Raw genomic sequence first — 17,500 nt, 5'->3', positions numbered from 1 at the left:
GGATCGGCCCATGCCGGGCTCAGTGACCTGGCTCAGTGACGGGCTCAATGACGGGGCTCAATGACGGGGCTCAATGACGGGGCTCAGTGCACGGAGAGCCCGCCGTCGACGAAGATCGCCTGCCCGGTGACGTACGCGGAGGCGCCGCTCGCGAGGAACACCGCCGCGCCGGCGAAGTCCTCGGCCAGGCCGTTGCGCCCGACCATCGTGCGTGCGGCGAGCGCCGCCACCTTCTCGGGGTCGGACGCCAGGCGTGCGTTGAGGGGCGTCATGACGAACCCCGGCACGAGCGTGTTGCAGGTGACGCCGTACGGCGACCATGCCTCGGCCTGGGAACGGGCCAGCGATTCCAGCGCCCCCTTGGAGACTCCGTAGGCGCCGCTCTGGACGAACGCCCGGTGCGCCTGCTGGGAGGTGATGTGGATGATCCGCCCGAAGCCCCGCTCGGCCATGCCCGGACCGAAGCGCTGCCCCAGCAGGTAGGGCGCCTCCAGGTTCACGGCCATCGTGGTGTCCCACACGTCCTCGCCCAGGTCACCCATCGGGGGCCGCAAGTTGATGCCGGCGGAGTTGACGAGGATGTCGGGCTCCCCGAACACCTCGACCGCCTTCTCGGCCGCCGCGCGCACACCGTCACGCGTGCTCAGGTCGGCGCTCACCCAGGCCGCTCGGCAGCCGTGGTCCGCCAGTTCGGCGACGGTCGCGGCCAGCTCCGCCTCCTTGCGGGCCACGACGACGACGCTCGCTCCGGCGCGCGCGAGGGCTTCGGCGATGGCCCGGCCGATGCCGGAGCTGCCGCCGGTCACCACGGCGACCCGGCCGTCCAGCGAGAAGAGTTCGGAGAGGTAGGGATGCGAGGTCATACCCGCACCCTAGGCCGCGCGCTCACCTCGACAGCGCTCGGGGCGTCACGTGTTCGGGGCCTCAAGTGCTGGGTACGTCAGCTGCGTTGCTGCGCGGATTCCCGGGGTTCGAGGCTCAAGTGGGCGCCCTGGCGCCGCAGCGCGCGCTGCACGAGGTGGTAGGGCACGTCGCGGGGACTGCGGCCGAGCCGCACCGACAGCGCGGCGCAGACCCCGGCCGCCTGGCCGGTCGCCATGGAGATGGGCATGACGCGGTAGGACGAGTGCGCCACGTGCGAGCCGGAGATACAGCGCCCGGCGACCAGCAGGCGGTCGGTGTCCTTGGGCAGTAGACAGCGCAGGGGGATGTCGTAGAAGCGTCCGCGCGGGACGCGTTTGAGGACGGTGCCGCTGCCCCGGGGATTGTGGATGTCGACGGGGTAGGCGCCGTGCGCGACGGCGTCGGGGAAGGCGCGGGCCGCGAGGATGTCATGGCCGGTCAGGTGGTAGTCGCCGAGGATGCGGCGGGTCTCCCGTACGCCGATCTGGACGCCGCTCTGCGCCACGTACGACTTCTTGAAGCCGGGCACGTGCCGGCGCAGGAAGCGGTCGATCTGCTCCATCTGGCGGCGCGCGACGTACTCGGCGCGGCTGAGGTCCCACACGTCGGTGCCGAGGGCACGGGTGACCCGGGTGCTGTTGACGCTGACCTCGCGGGGGTGCGGGGTGCCGAAGAACAGCATGTCCTCGCGGGGCAGGCGCAGTTCACCCGCCTCGGTGGCCTCCTGGACGAGGTCCCACAGCCCGTGCACACCCCGCCACTGGTCGGGATGCTCACCGACGTACTCGGAGAACTGCGGCTGCAGGAAGTCGACGACGCGGAACATCAGCGTCATCGGCTGCACCAGCCCGTCCTCCGGCCGCCCGATCTCGTACGGCGCCCCGCAGGCGGCGGCGATGTCGCCGTCCCCCGTGCCGTCGACGACGACACCGGCGTCGATCACCACCGGCCCCGACTTGGTCTCGAAGACGACCCGCCAGCCATCGTCGAGGGGCAGCGCGGTGGAGGCGAAGGAGTGGAACAGCATGTGCACGCCCGCCTCGTCGAGCAGGTCGAGGAGGACGAGTTTGTAGATCTCCGGGTCGAAGGGCACGGTGTAGCCGGTGTCGGGGGACGGCGGGACGCAGCCGCCGCGTGCGGTGAGCCGGTCCAGCAGGAGCCACAGGAAGCCGGCCACCACCGGTTCCCCCTCGCCGTGGTCGGTGGGCAGCAGTCTGCTGTTCTTCCCGCTCTCGTTGAACACGGCCTGCTTCTGCTCGTTGTGGAAGGACATCAGCGGCATGACGAGTGCCACGGTGGCGTTGCCGCCCAGGAAGCCGTAGCGCTCCACGAGCACCACGTCGGCGCCCGCGTCGGCCGCCGTATAGGCCGCGGCGGTGCCGGCCGGGCCACCGCCGACGACCAGGACGTCCGTGCGGCCGCCGTGGCGGGCCTCCCGCGGTGGCAGGGTGACGGTGCGGACCGGGCGAGAGGGTTCCAGGATCGGCATCGCTTCTCCCGTCGACTGGGTCGGTTGCGGACGGCTCGCTCCGTTACGGCCGACGGCCCGCGGCGCTTGTCGGCGTCACGCGCCGCGGTCCCTCAGGCCGGCCGTCCGCGTGCCCGGGGTCAGAATCAGGTCGGCGCCCTGCGCCCGTTCCGCGGCGCGCGTGCCGCCGTTGATGTCGACCGAGTCCAGGAGGGCTCCGCAGCGGGCACAGGTCTCCCGGGCCAAAGTCCGCAGCCCCTGGACCCGGGCTTTCATGTCCTCCTGCCGCCGCGGGAACTCGTCCCAGAGCCGGTCCACCTCGGCGAGCAGCAGTCCGGCCTGCTCCCGCGCCACACCGACGAGCGCGGGCGCCCCCGTACGGCGGGCGAAGTCGAAGACCTTGCCGGAGTACGGCAGCGGCAGCACGGGCAGCCCGGAGAGCGCTGCGAAGATCACGACGTGCAGGCGCATGCCGACGACCATGTCCAGGTGGCTCATGAAGCCGAGGACCTCGCCGGGACTGTAGGAGTTGTGCAGGATGCGGCCCAGGTCCGGAGCGCTCATCCGGGACAGCACACCGTGGGCGTGGCGGACGTCCTGCCGTTCCATCGGCACGAAGACCACGTGCGCGTCCAGGCGCCGGGCGAGGAAGTCCGCGACGTCGGCGAGCAGCGCGTGGTAGTCGTCCTCATCGAGTTTCTCCGCCGCCCGGCCGGGCTCGCGCACGGACATCCCGACCAGCCGGGCGTCGGTGGGCAGGCCCTCGTGCCGCATCATCTCCTCGGTGAAGGGCTCGGGTGTCAGCAGCAGCGCCGGGTCGGCGGTGACGGTGAGCTCGCGCTCGACGCCGACCTCCTCCAGGACGAGGCGGGACTCCTCGTCGCGTACCACGACGTCGTTCATCTCCGGCAGCACGGTGCGTACGGCCTCCCGGTCGTCCGCCTCGCGCAGCGGGCCCGCGCCGACCGCGTAGGCGAAGGTGGGTACACCGCGCTCGTGTGCCGCCTTCACCAGCCGCAGGTAGCGCCGGGCCTCACCGTCGTAGAGGATGCCGCCGCCGCCCAGCACCAGCAGATCCAGTCCGGCGAGGGCGTCGAGGACGGGCTTTTGCGGTACGCCCTCCCAGTCGACCACCTCGTCGGCAGCCCACTGATGGGTGCGCGTGTGGTCGGCGTTCCGGCTGAAGACGACGAGCCGGGCCTGCGGCCGATGGGCGCGCAGACAGCTCAGTACACACATCAGAATCGCTTCGTCGCCGATGTTGCACCCGCCGTACGAGCCGAGCAGACCGATCCGCAGGTCCGAGGAGTCGGCCGGGACAGGCGACGGGTGCTGGTTGATCGTCATCCGGAACTCCCGTTCGAAGGAGGCGGGCGGGACCCGTGCGGCGGTCCAGGACGGCTCGTCCGTCCGTGGGACCGCGAGCGTGGTCTTGGAGCGGTGGCAACACGCCGTCGTGGCGTCGGGCCCGAGTTGCCCGGGCCTTGCGGAGGAAACCTCACCTGGGACTTTCCGGTGGCCGCCGGTGCGGGACGGCGGCGGGGCACGGGCGAGGAGACGCGCTCGTATGCGCCCGTAGAGCCAGTATGGGCGCTCACGCACCGCCCGTCCTTCGGTGTCGCCGTCGGGGCGCAGGGGTACCCGTTCCTGCGCTCGACGGTGCCGGGCCCCCTCCCCGCCCCGAGGAGGGCCGACCGACCCGTCCCGTGCGAGGAGGGACGACACGATGAGCGTGAGCCACCACACCCCGTCGCAGGCCGAGGGCGAGCGCGACGACGCCGACACCCCACGGGCCGACCATCCGACTCCCGAGTACACGACGCCCTCCCAGGCGGAGGGCGAGCGTGACGACGTCACCGAAACGACCATGGACACCGACCGCCCCGGTGGTCGTGCCTGACGCGAGCAACGGCACGCGCAACGGCCACCGGCGTCGAGGTCTCCCGTGTGAGCCCGGCGCCCGCGGGCACTCGGAGCCGCGGCGGGCCGTCCGGGCCCCCGTTCGATGCTGGAGGTGGAGGACATGGGCCATGGTGGCGACGTCATCGACGAGCTGGTGACCGATCACCGCGAGGTCGAGGAGTTCTTCGGTCGGATCGAGGCGCTTCCGTCCGGTGACAAGGACCGCAAGCTGTACGCCGACCAGGCCACGATCGAGCTGGTCCGGCACTCGGTCGCCGAGGAGGCCTACCTGTACCCGGCCGTGCGGGAGCACCTGGCGAACGGGGACGCGCTGGCCGACAAGGAGACCGACGACCACTCCCGGGCCGAGCAGATGATGAAGGACCTGGAGGCGTGCGACGCCGATGATCCCGAGTTCGACCGGATCATCGGGATGCTGATGACGGAGATCCGCTCACACATCGCCGACGAGGAACAGAACCTCTTCCCCAAGCTGCGCGCGGCATGCCCCGAGAACACGCTGAACGACCTGGGCGACAAGGTGCGCCAGGCGAAGAAGCTGGCGCCGACCCGCCCGCACCCGTCCGCGCCGGACAAGCCGCCGGCCAACAAGCTGCTGGCCCCGGGGGTCGGCCTGATCGACCGGCTGCGCGACGCGCTGACGGGGCGCGGCAAGAAGGACTGACTCCGACTTCTCACGGCTCAGGCGATGAGTGCCGGGCCCGGGTCGAGGCGCTCGTGCAGGGCGGGGCGGTGCAGGGCGGCCACCGGGGCGAGGAGGTCGGGGTGGCGCAGGAGGGCCGCTGCCTCGCGGTCCCGGGTGTCGGGGGTCACCAGGCGGCGGAACTCGACCGGCACGTCGGTCGCGTGGCCGCCGTCGGCGAGCGCGGCGACCGCGAGGCGGGCCAGCTCGGCGTCGGAGAGCAGACAGGCCGCCCAGCTCGCGACGACCTCGTCCACCCAGGTGCGCCAGGCGAAGTCGTCCGCCTCGTCGTCGGCGGTCGTGTCCGCGCCGGTGATCCAGTCCAGGCCGGCCGAGCCGCCGGGGCCGGCCATCCCGACCAGCGCGGCGTCCGTCGGTGTCGGGTAGCGCAGCCACGCCGCGACGGTGACGGCCTGCCGGGCCTGAACCTCACCGAGGGCGGCGGCAAGCGCGCCACCGCACGCAGGGTAGGAACGCGTCAGCCATTGGGTGGTCGCCGCGATGAGCGGGGAGAGATCTGCGAGCACTGGCGGGCCGTCCGAGGTACGGGGGTACGGGGGTAGGGGATCAGGGGGAATCGAATCCATCGACATGGATCCACCACATGAATCATGGATCCACCACATGAACGGGGATCCATCAGACGGTAGCCCGTCCCCCCGGCCCGCGGACATGCCTGCGGCCGCGTGAGCGGCGTGGCCTCGCCCACACCGCAACACACCGCGACGGCCTGCGGTCAGCCCGTACGGCGGCCCGACGCCACGGCCGTCGTCCGCTCCGGCCCCGCAAGGTGGTAGACGTGGAACGCCCGGCCGATGACCGGCTGTGCGACGTTACGCACTTTCACGCCACCGCTGGTCATGCCGTGCTCCGTGCCCAGGTGCGCATGCCCGTGGACCGCGAGGTCGGCGCCTGCGGTGTCGATCGCCTCGGCCAGCAGATAGCTGCCGAGGAACGGGTAGATCTCGGGTGCTTCGCCGGCCAGCGTGTCCGGGACCGGGGAGAAATGGGTGAGGGCGATGCGTACGTCGCAGTCCTGCTCCCGCAGCTCCAGCAGGGAGTCCCGCAGGGTTTCGGCGCGCCGGCGCGAGTACCTGACGAACTCCTTCATGATCGGCTCACCGAACTCACCGGCGCAGCGGCCCACGAATCCGCCGCCGAACCCCTTCGTACCGGCCACGCCGATGCGCGCGTGACCGTTGCTCACCACCGTCGCCTGCCCCTCCAGGACGCGCACGCCCGCGTCCCGCAGCACGTCGGCGACCTCGTCGGGGCAGTCGGCGTGGTGATCGTGGTTGCCCAGGACCGCGACCACCGGGACCGCCAGGCCCTCGACCTCGCGTGCGACCACCCGGGCCTCCTCCGGGGTGCCGTGGCGGGTGAGGTCCCCGGCGAGCAGCAGGACGTCGGCGCTGTCGGGCAGGGTCTCGAACGAGGGACGGAGCCGGCCCTTGCTCTCGGGTCCCATGTGGATGTCCCCGACGGCCGCTATCCGGATCATTCGACCTCCTCGGCGTGGTCGGGCGCGGAGGCGTCCGCGACCACGATGTCGCAGTGGACGGGGGTTTCCGGCAGCTCGTCCCGGGCCATGCGCAGGACGTCGTCACGACACTGCACGGACGGCACGGTGCCGGTCAGCAGAACCGCCTCGCCGCGGATCTCGATCCGCACCCCCAGCTCGCCGAGGTCCCCGGCGGCCAGGTGGTCGGCGAGATGGGCCACGCGGTAGTCCAGGTTGTGCGCTCCGCCGGCGCCGGGAGCGGGCCGGGCGGCGTATTCGCTCATCGGGGCTCCTTTTGAGGGGCGATGACGTTCAGGCGTTCCAGGAGGAAGAAGAACGCGGCGGGCATCGGTCTGTCCCCACAGGAGCTTCGTACGTCCTGCCAGTCGACCTTCTCGCGCAGGGCGCGGGCCGCGGCGAGCACCGGCCCGAAGTCGCAGTGGTGCTCCGAGAACGGCTCGATCAGCGCCCGCATGAGATCCGTCGCCGCCAGGACGGGCATGTGCACCGAGTCGACCGGGAGCTCCTGGGCCCGGGCCAGCATGTCCGAGGTGACCGGGCGGTGCCCGAGCTCGAAGAGCAGGTCGACCTCCTCGCCGAAGCACGTGGTCTTCAGCAGCCAGTCCTCCGGCGGGGTACGGACCGTGAGGCCCGCTTCGGTCAGCGTTCCCGCCACCGCTTCGGCGTCGGAGCGGCGTACGCAGAAGTCGGCGTCGTGCCGCAGGTGACCGCTGCCGCCGTGGGCGTAGACGGCCACGCTTCCGGCCACGGCGAAGGTGTGCCCACCCCGTTTCAGGACCGAACCGACCTGCTTCGCGGCCTCGAGGATCGCCTGGCTGCGATCGCTGGGCGGTTCGTGGTTGTTGTACGCGTGCGGTTCCCGCGACGCCGGCTGGACCGGGTTCTCCCTGACCGTGCGCAGCCGTGGAGTCCCAGCTCGCCGAGCGGGCGTCGCGCTCTCCCGGTTCCGCGTCATGACGACTCCGTTCGCCGTCCGGCCGACCGGCGCGGGCCCCTGCAGGGCCCGGGGCGGGCTGGAAAGGCTCCGGGTACCCCGGCACGGTGGCTTCGATACGGCACACATTCGGGTACCGGACGGCACGCTTTCGTGAGCCGGCGTGCCGGGTCAGCGCAGACGCCGGCTCACGCCGCTGTGTAGCCCAGCTGGCGTCGCATGTACGGGGTCATGAGGGTCTTCGCCTTGGCCACGGTCGTGGTGCGGCTGCCGAGGACCGCCGTTTCGCCGCCCGGCACGGGCAGCATCGTCACCCCGTCGGCCGGGCCGAACGGCACGATGAGCGGGGTGCGGTGCACCGGCCGGTAGAAGCGGGGCTCCTTGCGGTGCTTGCCGCCGCTGTTGAGGTAGGCGCGGATGTTGTGGGCGGCCAGGTCCGCCTGGGCCAGCGCGGCCGGGGTGATCTTGACCTCGGTGGCGTCGTTCACGTCGCCGACCGCGAACACATCCAGCCACCCCTGGACGCGGAGCGCCCGGTCGACCTTCACGTGCCCCGTCTCGTTCAGCCAGTCCCCGTGTCCGGCCAGGCGCAGCCAGAGGGTGTTGGGCGTGGTGCCGGTCGCCCAGAAGGAGCGGTCGGCTTCGATGACGTTTCCGCGGGCGTCGCGGTAGGTGCCGAAGTCGTTGCCGGGGGACATGAAGGCGTCGAGCCACACGTTCACGTCATGGGACTCCAGCCAGCTGCGCGCCTTGCGCCCGGCGCGCGCGCTGCCCGTGGAGTGCAGCAGTTCCGGTCCGGAGTGGGCGAGCGTGACGCGGGCGTCCGGCCGGGCGAGGCGGATCTCGGCGCTGAGCTCGATCCCGGAGGGCCCGCCGCCGACGACGAGGATGTGCTCCGCCGCGGCGATGTGCTGCTGGTGCGTGGCGAAGGACTTCACCGCCTCCTCGGTGGTGGTGCCGGTGAAGCGGGCCGGTTCGGGGTAGTCGGCGCCGGTGGCGATCACCAGCACGTCGTACGGGAGCCGCTCCCCGGTGGCCAGCATGACCTGCCGTTCGGCGGTGTCGATACGGACCGCCTTGCCCACGGCCACGCGGCCGTTGCGCAGCAGCCGGTCGTACGGGATGAACGGGCTGTGCGACCACTCGGGACGCACGCCTGCGCGCAGGGAGGCGATGCGGTGGAAGAAGACCTCCTTGCGGTCCACCAGCGTGACCCGCGCCGTCGTGTCCAGTCGCTTGGCCAGACGGACGCCCGCATAGCCGCCGCCGATCACCACTACGTCGCCGTCGTGCACGCCGAATCTCCTGTGCTGGTGGGGGGAGAGAAGGAGTGAGTGGCGCGGCGGGTGGGCTGCCGTAGGCCACTCCCCTGTCGGCGAGCCTATCGTTTGAAACTTAAAGAGTTAATGGAGCTCGGTGTGCGTTCTGTGAAAGGTGCGTCGTGTGAGGCACCTGCGCGCAAACGACGACGTCCAGGCCGACCCGTGCGGGCCGGCCTGGACGTCATGCTCGGAACGGATCAGACGAGGTCGAACCGGTCCAGGTTGGAGACCTTGACCCATGCCGCGACGAAGTCGTTCACGAACTTCTCCTTCGCGTCGTCGCTCGCGTAGACCTCCGCGAGCGCGCGTAGCTCGGAGTTCGAGCCGAAGACGAGGTCGGCACGGGTGCCGGTCCACTTGACCTCGCCCGAGGCGTCACGGCCCTCGAAGACCGTCTGGTCCGCGGAGGTCGACTTCCACGTCGTGCCCAGGTCGAGCAGGTTGACGAAGAAGTCGTTGGTCAGCTTGCCCGGGGTGTCGGTGAAGACGCCGTGCGTCGAGCCGCCCTGGTTGGCGCCGAGGACGCGCAGGCCGCCGACGAGGACGGTCAGCTCGGGGGCGCTCAGGGTGAGCAGGTTGGCGCGGTCGAGCAGCAGGTACTCGGCCGGCAGGCGGTTGCCCTTGCCGAGGTAGTTGCGGAAGCCGTCCGAGGTCGGCTCCAGCGCGGCGAAGGACTCCGCGTCGGTGTGCTCCTCGGTCGCGTCCACACGGCCCGGCGTGAAGGGGACCTCCACGTCGACGCCGGCGTCCTTGGCGGCCTTCTCGACGCCGACGGCACCGCCGAGGACGATCAGGTCGGCCAGGGAGACCTTCTTCGCACCGGAGTTGAACTCGGCCTGGACGCCCTCGAGGACGCGCAGGACCTGGGCGAGCTCGTCCGGGTCGTTGACCTCCCAGCCGCGCTGCGGCTCCAGGCGGATACGGGCGCCGTTGGCACCGCCGCGCTTGTCGCTGCCGCGGAACGTCGAGGCCGACGCCCACGCGGTGGAGACCAGCTGCGAGACCGTGAGGCCCGACTCGAGGAGCTTGGCCTTCAGGGCCGCGACATCGGCGGCGTCGATGACCTCGCCCTCGGCCTGCGGCAGCGGGTCCTGCCACAGCAGGGTCTCCGCCGGGACCTCCGGGCCGAGGTACAGGGACTTCGGGCCCATGTCACGGTGGGTCAGCTTGTACCAGGCGCGGGCGAAGGCGTCCGCGAACTGGTCCGGGTTCTCGTGGAAGCGCTTCGAGATCTCACCGTAGATCGGGTCGAAGCGCAGCGAGAGGTCGGTGGTGAGCATCGTCGGACGGCGCTTCTTCGACGAGTCGTGCGCGTCCGGGATGATCTCCTCGGAGTCCTTGGCCACCCACTGGTTGGCGCCGGCGGGGCTCTGCGTGAGCTCCCACTCGTAGCCGAAGAGGATGTCGAAGAAGTCGTTGCTCCACTGGGTGGGCTTGGTGGTCCAGGTGACCTCGAGACCGGAGGTGATGGCGTCGCCGCCCTTGCCGGTGCCGTAGGTGGACTTCCAGCCCAGGCCCTGCTCCTCCATGGAGGCGGCCTCGGGGTCGTTGCCCACGTGGTCGGCCGGGCCGGCGCCGTGGGTCTTGCCGAAGGTGTGACCACCGGCGATGAGGGCGACGGTCTCCTCGTCGTTCATCGCCATGCGGCGGAACGTCTCACGGATGTCGCGGGCCGCGGCCAGCGGGTCCGGGTTGCCGTTGGGGCCCTCCGGGTTGACGTAGATCAGGCCCATCTGGACGGCGCCGAGCGGGTTCTCCAGCTCGCGGTCGCCGGTGTAGCGCTGGTCGTCGAGCCAGGTGGTCTCGGGACCCCAGTAGACGTCCTCGTCGGCCTCCCAGACGTCGGCGCGGCCGCCGCCGAAGCCGAAGGTCTCGAAGCCCATCTGCTCCAGCGCGACGTTGCCCGTGAGGATCATGAGGTCGGCCCAGGAGATGGACTGGCCGTACTTCTTCTTGACCGGCCACAGCAGACGACGGGCCTTGTCGAGGTTGCCGTTGTCCGGCCAGCTGTTCAGCGGCGCGAAGCGCTGCTGACCACGGCCGCCACCGCCGCGGCCGTCGCTGATGCGGTAGGTGCCGGCGCTGTGCCAGGCCATACGGATCATCAGCGGGCCGTAGTTGCCGAAGTCGGCGGGCCACCAGTCCTGCGAGGTGGTCAGCACCTCGGCGATGTCCTGTTTCACGGCCGCAAGGTCAAGGGCCTGGAACGCCTCGGCGTAGTCGAACTCCCCGCCGAGCGGGTTCGCGACGACAGGGTCCTTGGCGAGGATCTTCAGGTTGAGCCGCTCCGGCCACCACTGACGGTTGCCGCCGCCCTGCGTCGGGTGGGGGGCGCGATCGTGCGCGACGGGGCAGCCACCGGTGCCCTCCGTCTTCGCGTCAGTAACGATCGCATCGGGGTTCTCAGCCATGGGAAACCTTCCGAACTAGGTGGATCACAGTGCTCGGGGTGCACTGCTGGCGGTGGAACAGTCGGGGCACAGGCCCCAGTAGATGACCTCGGCCTCGTCGATGGCGAAGCCGTGGTCGTCGGACGCGGTCAGACAGGGCGCCTCGCCGACCTCGCAGTCGACGTCGGCGACGACACCGCACGACCGGCACACGATGTGGTGGTGGTTGTCGCCGATACGCCCCTCGAACCGGGCCGGGCTGCCGGCCGGCTCGATACGGCGTATGAGTCCCGCCGCGGTGAGTGCGTGGAGGCCCTCGTACACGGCCTGCAGGGAGACGTGGCCCACGCGATCACGCACCCCGGAGGCGATGGCCTCGACACCGAGGTGGTCACCGGCCCGGACGGCCTCCAGCAGCGCGACACGCGCGGCGGTCACCCGCAGGCCGGCACCGCGCAGCTCCTCGGCGGGGGTCGGGGTCTGGGATGCGGTCATGGGAGACAACCTACCGCGCTAAACACGAATGATTCAAGAAAACGAATGATGAAAGTTTGATGTGCCGCACCCGACCGGCTGTGGCAGCAGTGGTGCACATGGCACCACCGGGAGTCCCCCAAAGCGCGAAAAAACATCTCTTGCGGCATCGGTGCATGCCTTTCCGTCAAGGCCTTGAGCTGGTCGACATCCCACTCGTACTCGATGGAGGTACATCGCATGCTCGGCAGACATACCGCGGCCGGCCGCCGCGTCGCCCTCACCGCTCTGGGCGCTCTCGTCCTCGCCGGGGTCACCTCGGCCGCCGCGGCCGAGCCGCCGCCCGCGTCCAGCGCCGCACAGACGGTCGGTGCCGACCGGCCACCGGCGGCGGTGCTGCGTGCCCTGGAGCGTGACCTGAAGCTGAAGCCCGGTCAGGCGGCCGAGCGGCTGGTCAACGAGGCGGAGGCGGGCGTCCGTGCGGGTCGCCTCCGCAACGCCCTGGGCGAGCACTTCGCGGGCGCCTGGCTGCGGGGGGCGACCTCCGCCGAGCTCACCGTCGCGACCACGCACGCCGCCGACGTGTCCGCCATCAAGGCCCAGGGCGCGAAGGCCGCGGTCGTCAAGCGTCCGTTGAGCGAACTGCGGGCCGTCAAGAAGAAGCTGGACACGGCCGCCATCCGGGTCAAGACGCGCGACACACCCGTCTGGTACGTGGACGTACCGACGAACCGGGTCGTCGTCCAGGCGACCAAGCGGTCGGCCGCGGCCGCCTTCATCAAGGCCGCCGGCGTCCAGAGCAAGGACGTCGGCGTCCGCTTGTCGGCGCAACGGCCACGGCTGCTGGTGGACCTCATCGGCGGTGACGCCTACTACATCGAGGGCACCGCCCGCTGTTCTATCGGGTTCTCCGTCACCAAGGACCAGCAGCAGGGCTTCGCCTCGGCGGGCCACTGCGGAAGCAAGGGCGACACGACCGCGGGCTCCAACATGGCCGAACAGGGCACGTTCCAGGCCTCCACGTTCCCCGGCAAGGACATGTCCTGGGTCGGCGTCAACAGCGGCTGGGCCGCCACGGCCGACGTGGAGGGTGAGGACGGCCAACGGACACAGGTCACCGGCTCGGTCCAGGCGCTCGTCGGGGCGTCGATCTGCCGCTCCGGCTCCACCACCGGATGGCACTGCGGCACCATCGAGCAGCACGACACGAGCGTCAGCTACTCGCAGGGCACCGTGGACGGCGTGACCGAGACGACCGTGTGCGCCGAGCCGGGCGACTCCGGCGGCCCGTACATCTCGGGCTCTCAGGCACAGGGCGTGACCTCGGGTGGCTCGGGTGACTGCACGGACGGCGGGACCACCTTCTACCAGCCGATCAACCCGATCCTCAGCGACTTCGGCCTCGTCCTGAAGACCGCATCCGGCCAGGCCGGCACCCCCGCGCCGGAGGACAACGACGCAGCGGAGACCTGGGCCGCGGGCCGCGTCTACGAGGCCGGCACGACGGTGACCCACGCGGGCGTGCGCTACCAGTGCGTGCAGACCCACCAGGCGCAGGGCGCATGGGCGCCGAGCTCCACACCGGCCCTGTGGCAGCGGTTGTAGGAGTCGTACGTCGTAGGTTCGTAGGACTCTTCCGGTGCGGGGCTCGGCTCCGCACCGGCCGTTTTTGCGGGGACTACTCCTCCGCGAGGAGCGCGTACGCGGTGGCGATGAAGGAGTCGCGGGCGCGGAAGCGGCGGGTGCACAGGGCGACCAGGGCGGTGCCCGTGTCGGGCCGGAAGCCCAGGAAGGCCTGCTGGCCGAGGGTCGCCCCGCTGTGGAAGTACATCGGTCCGTCGTTCGTGGGGTGCCGGAACCACGCCATCGTGTGCACGTGCCGGTGTCCCGGGCCGCGTCGGAGCACGGGCGTGCGCACTGCCCGCAGGGCGTCGGCCGCCGGGGACCCGGCCGGGTCGAGGTGCGCTTCGAGGAACGTCAGCAGGTCGTGCGGGGTGGCGCGGACGGCGCCCGCCGCCTGGAAGCCGCCCGCGTCGAAGGCGAGGGTGGGGGTACGGCCGTCCTTGCCGTGCCCGACGGCGTCGGTCTTCGAATCCTGCGCCCGCTCCGCCTCATGCGCCCCCTCCGCCTCCTCCGCCCGCAGAGCGGTGCCGCTCAGGCCGAGCGGACGCAGCACGTGTGCGCCGAGCAGTTCCTCCCACGCCGTGCCGGTCGCCGCGGCGACGGCGTGGCCGAGCACGGCGACGCCGAAGTTGGAGTAGTGCCACCGGGTGCCGGGCCGGTGCCGGGGGCGGTGGCACAGGAAGGCCTCCGTCACGCGCTCGGACGGATAGCGACCGTAGGGGTTGGTACGCCAGGCGGGCAGCGCCCGCGGGTAGAAGTCGGCCGGCAGGGCGGGCAGCGCCGCGGTGTGCGTGATGAGGTGAGCCAGCGTCACCGGGTCCGCGTCCGTCCGCCGGCCCGGGTCCAGGCAGGCGGCGGCCGGCTCGCCCCCGGTCAGCAGGCCGCGCTGGATGAGCTGGGCAAGCAGCAGGCCGGTGAACGCCTTTGAGGCCGAACCGATCTCATAGCGCAGGTCCTGCCGCGGGACCGGTGGGGGCGGTGCGGTGCCACCGCAGTGCAGGATGCGGCGGCCGGACCGGGACACGGCGAAGACGACGTCGGGCGCGTCGACGGCGCCGACGGCGCTCTCCAACCGCTCCCGCCACGTGCCGTCGGTGCCGAGAAGCGCGCCCGCACGGGAGTGGTCCGTGTCGTCCTCGGCGCCCGGCCAGGGCGTGGCCGGGCCGGTCATGAGGTGGCGTGTGTCAGCTCGGTGAGGGCGCGGGAGGTGGCCAGCACCGAGGCGAAGGCGGCGACCAGCGTCGGGTGGTAGACCATGTCGAACACCTCGTCCGGTTCGCCCTCCGGCATCGTCCGCATGGCGGGCATGGCGCCGTCGGGCTGCTGCGCGGCGGCGAACCCCTCCCAGGCCCGCTCGTCCAGGGTGGGGCGCGGCAGGCAGGCGTCGACGACGAGGAGTTCGCCGAGCAGGTCCCAGCGCTCGAGGTCCAGCCAGTCGTCGATCCAGACCGGCAGCCACATGGCGAGGTAGTCGACGATGTCCGGCGGCAGGCCGTCGGGGTGCTCTCCCCAGTCGGTGAGGTGGAACACCGTGTGGGTGACGTCGTAGGCGATGTGCCCGCTGACCGTCCAGGGTTCGGGGGTGCGGGCCAGCCAGGTGGAGCCGACGATGTCCGCCTCGGGCATGCGGGGCGTGAGGCCGAAGCGGCGCTGGAACGCGGAGAGTCCGAGGCGCCGGGTCGGGTCCAGTTCCAGGGCCGCCCAGCTTTCCAGCCGGTGGTAGAGGACGGTGGCGCGCTCCACCTCGGGCTCGCTGTACCCGAGTTCCTTGTACGGGAGGTACACCTCGAACGGGATGGGCGACAGCGGTTCGATGCGCTGGCCGCGCACCAGCATGCGACCGCCGTCCAGCGTGTGCCGCCAGGTGTGGTCGAGGAGCTTGCGCGCCAGTTCGGCCTGTCTCGATCCGGCCACGCCCTCGCGGAACAACACCCGGCAGATCAGGGCCAGTTCGCCGACCGGTTTGAAGCGCTCCAGGAAGCCCACTTCCGGATCGACGTCGGGCTCCAGGCGGAAACCGTCGCGATGGGCCCACAGCCACTCCAGGGCGCGGACGCCGACGGTGTGCATCAGACGGGTGTCGGTCATCCGGGCACTCCTTGTCCCCTGTACCGGTTCTGCGTGCCACCCACGTACGCCGCTCGGTCTTCGGCACCGTCCTCGTGGCCTTCGCCGGTGAGGTACTTGACGGTCTGTGCCGCCGCGAAGGCCGCCATCAGGGTGGAGTGGTAGCACTGGAGGAAGTCCGGCTCCGGGTCCGCTCCGGCGTCGTCCCGGGAGTCTGTTGCGGCGTCGTCCCGGGAGTCTGCTCCCGCTTCTCCCCGAGAGGCCGGGTCCGGGGCCTGCTGCGGAAGCGCGCCGGAGTCGTGCTGTGCCCGTGCGATCCGGGTCCAGGCGTGCTGAAGGGTGGTGTGGTCGGGCGGGCACGGCAGGCTCGCCGCCACGACAAGCAACTCGCAGCCGAGGTCCCACATCCCGGCGTCCAGGCAGGTGTCGAGCCAGGGCGGCAACCAGTGGGCCAGGTAGGCGGCCAAGTCCGCGGGGACGCCCGCGGGGGTGCGGCCCCAGTCGGTGAGGTGGAAGACGACGTGGGTGAGCGCGTAACCCGAGGAGCGCTCGAACGTCCAGGGTTCCGGCAGCCCGCCCAGCCAGGTGCGCCGCAGCACCTCCGCGTCCAGCTCCGGGCGTCGGATGCCGCTGCGCCGCTCGGCTTTCAGGACGCCGAGCCGGCGGGTCGGGTCCTGCTCGGTGAGCCGCCAGCCCCGGGTGCGGGCCGTCGTGGCGGCGGCGGCCTCGTATCCGGGATGCCGCAGCCCGGCCGAGGCGAAGACGGAGTAGATCTCCAGGGGGTACGTCGCGAAGGGCTCCGACTGCTGGAGCCGCAGGAAGAGCTCGCCCCGGCCGGTCTGCTGCCAGGCGAACCGCAACAGGTCAGCGGCGCACGCGTGCAGCGGGTCCGACGGCGTGGTGTGCGAACGTACGCTCGCACATGTCTGGGCCAGTTCCCCGAGCGGCTTCCAGGTGGCGTCCACATGGCCGTCCGCGGTGAGCGCGTCCTCGCCCAACGCGAAGTCGCCCCGGTGCGCGGACAGCCAGGCGAACGCGGCGGCTCCCACCTCGCGGATCTCGCCGACGCGGATCTCGCCCGCTCGGATCTCCCTGGCACCCAGGGCGGTCATACGAGCGCTCCGGCCGCCCGCATGACCCGTGCCGCCTGGACCTGCAGGGCCACCCGGGGGTCGCTGCCGCCCATCAGTTCCACGAAGTCCAGCCCCGCCTCGAGGCCGAGCGTCTCCGGGACCCCGTCGAGCAGGGTCAGCCAGCGTCCCGCCCCGGCCGCCTGCTGCCAGTCCCTGCGGCGCACGGCCCGTACGAAGCCCCGGGCCACGTCGACCGGGCGGCGCTGGGCGGCGCGGGCCACCGCACAGTCCTCACCGAGCACCGCGAGCGGGGCCAGAACCGCGAGTTGGTGCGTCAGCACCTGCCACGTCGCCTCGTCGAGCCAGCCGGCGACGTCCGGTTCCGCGGTCGGGTTCCCGGCAGGTGCGCCGACCGGGGATGTGTCCACCGGGGATGTGTCGACCGGGGATGTGTCGAGCCGCATCAGGGTCCGACTCATCGCCCAGTGGCTCCACTTGACGGTGGGTGCCGCGTCGGCGCGCGGCGGGAAGGCCTCCACCGTCCTGCGGAACACGGCAAGTGCCTCCGGGGCGGGCGGAGTCGGAAAGAGTACGTGCGGCAGCAGCAGGTCTGCTCCCAACACGCGTACTGCCGCGAGGGCGAAGCTGCCCTCGAGGTCGTCCATCGCCCCCGTGCCGGACATGCGCACGTGGTCTCCACCCCGGAGGGCGGAGACCACGTCCGACGCAAGGTCCTGCACCGCACCCTGCAAGAGGGCCGAAGTGCCTGACTGCTCCATTCAGCCGCTCCCGTCGTCCGCTCAGCCCTTCTTGGGGCGAGGGGTCGGCGGGGACAGCAGCAGCTTGGTGTCTGCGGAGAGCAGTGCCAGCGCGGCGCACTCCCGGCTGTCGCGGTAGACACCGTCGGGCTCGGCGGGGTCAAGTGCCGCCTCTAGGTCGCTCCGGACGCCCGTGATGTCCTCGATCGCCTTGTCAATGGAAGGCATATCACCATCTCCTCTGGGGTCAGCCATAGCCTCCACAACCAAGGTCACCACATGGCCATAAAGCGCGCATCTTTTCCCAGAAGACACGTTGCGTCACTTCTCCGACGTCTCAGGTCTTTACTCGGGCCGGGCG

Annotated in this window: 18 protein-coding genes; 3 read left to right on the top strand and 15 right to left on the bottom strand. The window is 71.4% G+C overall.

Annotation, left to right across the window (positions count from 1 at the left end; translation table 11 throughout):
- Positions 1–83: 83 nt before the first annotated feature.
- From EHO50_RS33120 to EHO50_RS33110, 3 genes are all read right to left on the bottom strand, one after another.
- Positions 84–863 carry an SDR family NAD(P)-dependent oxidoreductase gene (locus tag EHO50_RS33120; protein ID WP_128434931.1) on the bottom strand — a complete coding sequence of 260 codons (780 nt, stop codon included), beginning with the start codon at positions 861–863 and terminating at the stop codon, positions 84–86.
- Between the two features lie 77 nt (positions 864–940).
- Positions 941–2,392: an FAD-dependent oxidoreductase gene (locus EHO50_RS33115; RefSeq protein ID WP_128434930.1), complete on the bottom strand. Its 1,452-nt coding sequence runs from the start codon at positions 2,390–2,392 to the stop codon at positions 941–943.
- Between the two features lie 75 nt (positions 2,393–2,467).
- Positions 2,468–3,718: a polysaccharide pyruvyl transferase family protein gene (locus EHO50_RS33110; RefSeq protein WP_128434929.1), complete on the bottom strand. Its 1,251-nt coding sequence runs from the start codon at positions 3,716–3,718 to the stop codon at positions 2,468–2,470.
- 379 nt (positions 3,719–4,097) lie between these two features.
- On the opposite strand from EHO50_RS33110, the gene EHO50_RS44240 reads away from it, so the two are divergent.
- Both EHO50_RS44240 and EHO50_RS33105 read left to right on the top strand, forming a co-directional pair.
- Positions 4,098–4,271 carry a hypothetical protein gene (locus EHO50_RS44240; protein ID WP_164905005.1) on the top strand — a complete coding sequence of 58 codons (174 nt, stop codon included), beginning with the start codon at positions 4,098–4,100 and terminating at the stop codon, positions 4,269–4,271.
- A gap of 123 nt (positions 4,272–4,394) precedes the next feature.
- On the top strand, positions 4,395–4,958 hold the full coding sequence (locus EHO50_RS33105) for a hemerythrin domain-containing protein (protein WP_128434928.1): 564 nt from the start codon (positions 4,395–4,397) through the stop codon (positions 4,956–4,958).
- Positions 4,959–4,975: 17 nt separating this feature from the next.
- Here the strand turns inward: EHO50_RS33105 and EHO50_RS33100 are convergent, their stop codons facing one another.
- The 7 genes from EHO50_RS33100 to EHO50_RS33070 all read right to left on the bottom strand — a co-directional run bounded on the left by EHO50_RS33100 (position 4,976) and on the right by EHO50_RS33070 (position 11,639).
- Positions 4,976–5,503 carry a hypothetical protein gene (locus EHO50_RS33100; RefSeq protein WP_128434927.1) on the bottom strand — a complete coding sequence of 176 codons (528 nt, stop codon included), beginning with the start codon at positions 5,501–5,503 and terminating at the stop codon, positions 4,976–4,978.
- Positions 5,504–5,712: 209 nt separating this feature from the next.
- Entirely contained in the window at positions 5,713–6,477 is a 765-nt protein-coding gene (locus EHO50_RS33095) for a metallophosphoesterase family protein (RefSeq protein WP_128434926.1), read from the bottom strand.
- The gene (locus EHO50_RS33090) at positions 6,474–6,761 is read right to left on the bottom strand and encodes a hypothetical protein (RefSeq protein ID WP_128434925.1); all 288 of its coding nucleotides are present in this window, start codon (positions 6,759–6,761) and stop codon (positions 6,474–6,476) included. Before EHO50_RS33090 ends, EHO50_RS33095 begins: the two co-directional genes overlap by 4 nt.
- Positions 6,758–7,453 carry a hypothetical protein gene (locus tag EHO50_RS33085; RefSeq protein ID WP_128434924.1) on the bottom strand — a complete coding sequence of 232 codons (696 nt, stop codon included), beginning with the start codon at positions 7,451–7,453 and terminating at the stop codon, positions 6,758–6,760. The genes EHO50_RS33090 and EHO50_RS33085 overlap by 4 nt, the downstream gene beginning before the upstream one ends.
- Before the next feature lie 167 nt (positions 7,454–7,620).
- Entirely contained in the window at positions 7,621–8,727 is a 1,107-nt protein-coding gene (locus EHO50_RS33080) for an NAD(P)/FAD-dependent oxidoreductase (protein WP_128434923.1), read from the bottom strand.
- Between the two features lie 224 nt (positions 8,728–8,951).
- Positions 8,952–11,165, bottom strand: coding sequence for a catalase/peroxidase HPI (gene katG, locus EHO50_RS33075; RefSeq protein WP_128434922.1), 2,214 nt, complete (start codon positions 11,163–11,165; stop codon positions 8,952–8,954).
- Positions 11,166–11,189: 24 nt separating this feature from the next.
- Complete coding sequence (locus EHO50_RS33070; protein ID WP_128434921.1) at positions 11,190–11,639, bottom strand: Fur family transcriptional regulator; 450 nt, start codon at positions 11,637–11,639, stop codon at positions 11,190–11,192.
- A 219-nt stretch (positions 11,640–11,858) separates the two neighbouring features.
- Here EHO50_RS33070 and EHO50_RS33065 point away from each other — a divergent pair, with 219 nt between their 5' ends.
- Complete coding sequence (locus tag EHO50_RS33065; RefSeq protein WP_128434920.1) at positions 11,859–13,223, top strand: alpha-lytic protease prodomain-containing protein; 1,365 nt, start codon at positions 11,859–11,861, stop codon at positions 13,221–13,223.
- Positions 13,224–13,296: 73 nt separating this feature from the next.
- Here EHO50_RS33065 and EHO50_RS33060 read toward each other — a convergent pair whose 3' ends face one another.
- From EHO50_RS33060 to EHO50_RS33040, 5 genes are read right to left on the bottom strand one after another with little or no spacing between them, the layout of a single operon-like run.
- Positions 13,297–14,412: a serine hydrolase domain-containing protein gene (locus tag EHO50_RS33060; protein ID WP_128434919.1), complete on the bottom strand. Its 1,116-nt coding sequence runs from the start codon at positions 14,410–14,412 to the stop codon at positions 13,297–13,299.
- The gene (locus tag EHO50_RS33055) at positions 14,409–15,329 is read right to left on the bottom strand and encodes a DUF6895 family protein (protein WP_128434918.1); all 921 of its coding nucleotides are present in this window, start codon (positions 15,327–15,329) and stop codon (positions 14,409–14,411) included. Before EHO50_RS33055 ends, EHO50_RS33060 begins: the two co-directional genes overlap by 4 nt.
- A complete protein-coding gene (locus EHO50_RS33050; protein WP_128434917.1) occupies positions 15,326–16,420 on the bottom strand; it encodes a DUF6895 family protein in 1,095 nt (364 codons plus the stop codon). The genes EHO50_RS33055 and EHO50_RS33050 overlap by 4 nt, the downstream gene beginning before the upstream one ends.
- Entirely contained in the window at positions 16,417–17,160 is a 744-nt protein-coding gene (locus EHO50_RS33045) for a hypothetical protein (protein WP_128434916.1), read from the bottom strand. Before EHO50_RS33045 ends, EHO50_RS33050 begins: the two co-directional genes overlap by 4 nt.
- A 21-nt stretch (positions 17,161–17,181) precedes the next feature.
- Positions 17,182–17,367, bottom strand: coding sequence for a hypothetical protein (locus EHO50_RS33040; RefSeq protein WP_031482330.1), 186 nt, complete (start codon positions 17,365–17,367; stop codon positions 17,182–17,184).
- Positions 17,368–17,500: the final 133 nt, after the last annotated feature.

It is taken from the genome of Streptomyces cyaneus (assembly GCF_004028635.1).
Taxonomy (GTDB): Bacteria; Actinomycetota; Actinomycetes; order Streptomycetales; family Streptomycetaceae; genus Streptomyces; species Streptomyces cyaneus.
The sequence above is the reverse complement of the archived record's forward strand: the minus strand, read 5'-3'. Positions and strand labels throughout refer to the sequence as shown.

Coding starts and splice junctions, on each gene's coding strand:
- EHO50_RS33050 (WP_128434917.1), bottom strand. CDS start 16,420: ATGACCGCCCTGGGTGCCAGGGAGATCCGAGCGGGCGAGATCCGCGTC.
- EHO50_RS33085 (WP_128434924.1), bottom strand. CDS start 7,453: ATGACGCGGAACCGGGAGAGCGCGACGCCCGCTCGGCGAGCTGGGACT.
- EHO50_RS33115 (WP_128434930.1), bottom strand. CDS start 2,392: ATGCCGATCCTGGAACCCTCTCGCCCGGTCCGCACCGTCACCCTGCCA.
- EHO50_RS33110 (WP_128434929.1), bottom strand. CDS start 3,718: ATGACGATCAACCAGCACCCGTCGCCTGTCCCGGCCGACTCCTCGGAC.
- EHO50_RS33120 (WP_128434931.1), bottom strand. CDS start 863: ATGACCTCGCATCCCTACCTCTCCGAACTCTTCTCGCTGGACGGCCGG.
- EHO50_RS44240 (WP_164905005.1), top strand. CDS start 4,098: ATGAGCGTGAGCCACCACACCCCGTCGCAGGCCGAGGGCGAGCGCGAC.
- EHO50_RS33105 (WP_128434928.1), top strand. CDS start 4,395: ATGGGCCATGGTGGCGACGTCATCGACGAGCTGGTGACCGATCACCGC.
- EHO50_RS33060 (WP_128434919.1), bottom strand. CDS start 14,412: ATGACCGGCCCGGCCACGCCCTGGCCGGGCGCCGAGGACGACACGGAC.
- EHO50_RS33070 (WP_128434921.1), bottom strand. CDS start 11,639: ATGACCGCATCCCAGACCCCGACCCCCGCCGAGGAGCTGCGCGGTGCC.
- EHO50_RS33090 (WP_128434925.1), bottom strand. CDS start 6,761: ATGAGCGAATACGCCGCCCGGCCCGCTCCCGGCGCCGGCGGAGCGCAC.
- EHO50_RS33095 (WP_128434926.1), bottom strand. CDS start 6,477: ATGATCCGGATAGCGGCCGTCGGGGACATCCACATGGGACCCGAGAGC.
- katG (WP_128434922.1), bottom strand. CDS start 11,165: ATGGCTGAGAACCCCGATGCGATCGTTACTGACGCGAAGACGGAGGGC.
- EHO50_RS33045 (WP_128434916.1), bottom strand. CDS start 17,160: ATGGAGCAGTCAGGCACTTCGGCCCTCTTGCAGGGTGCGGTGCAGGAC.
- EHO50_RS33040 (WP_031482330.1), bottom strand. CDS start 17,367: ATGCCTTCCATTGACAAGGCGATCGAGGACATCACGGGCGTCCGGAGC.
- EHO50_RS33055 (WP_128434918.1), bottom strand. CDS start 15,329: ATGACCGACACCCGTCTGATGCACACCGTCGGCGTCCGCGCCCTGGAG.
- EHO50_RS33065 (WP_128434920.1), top strand. CDS start 11,859: ATGCTCGGCAGACATACCGCGGCCGGCCGCCGCGTCGCCCTCACCGCT.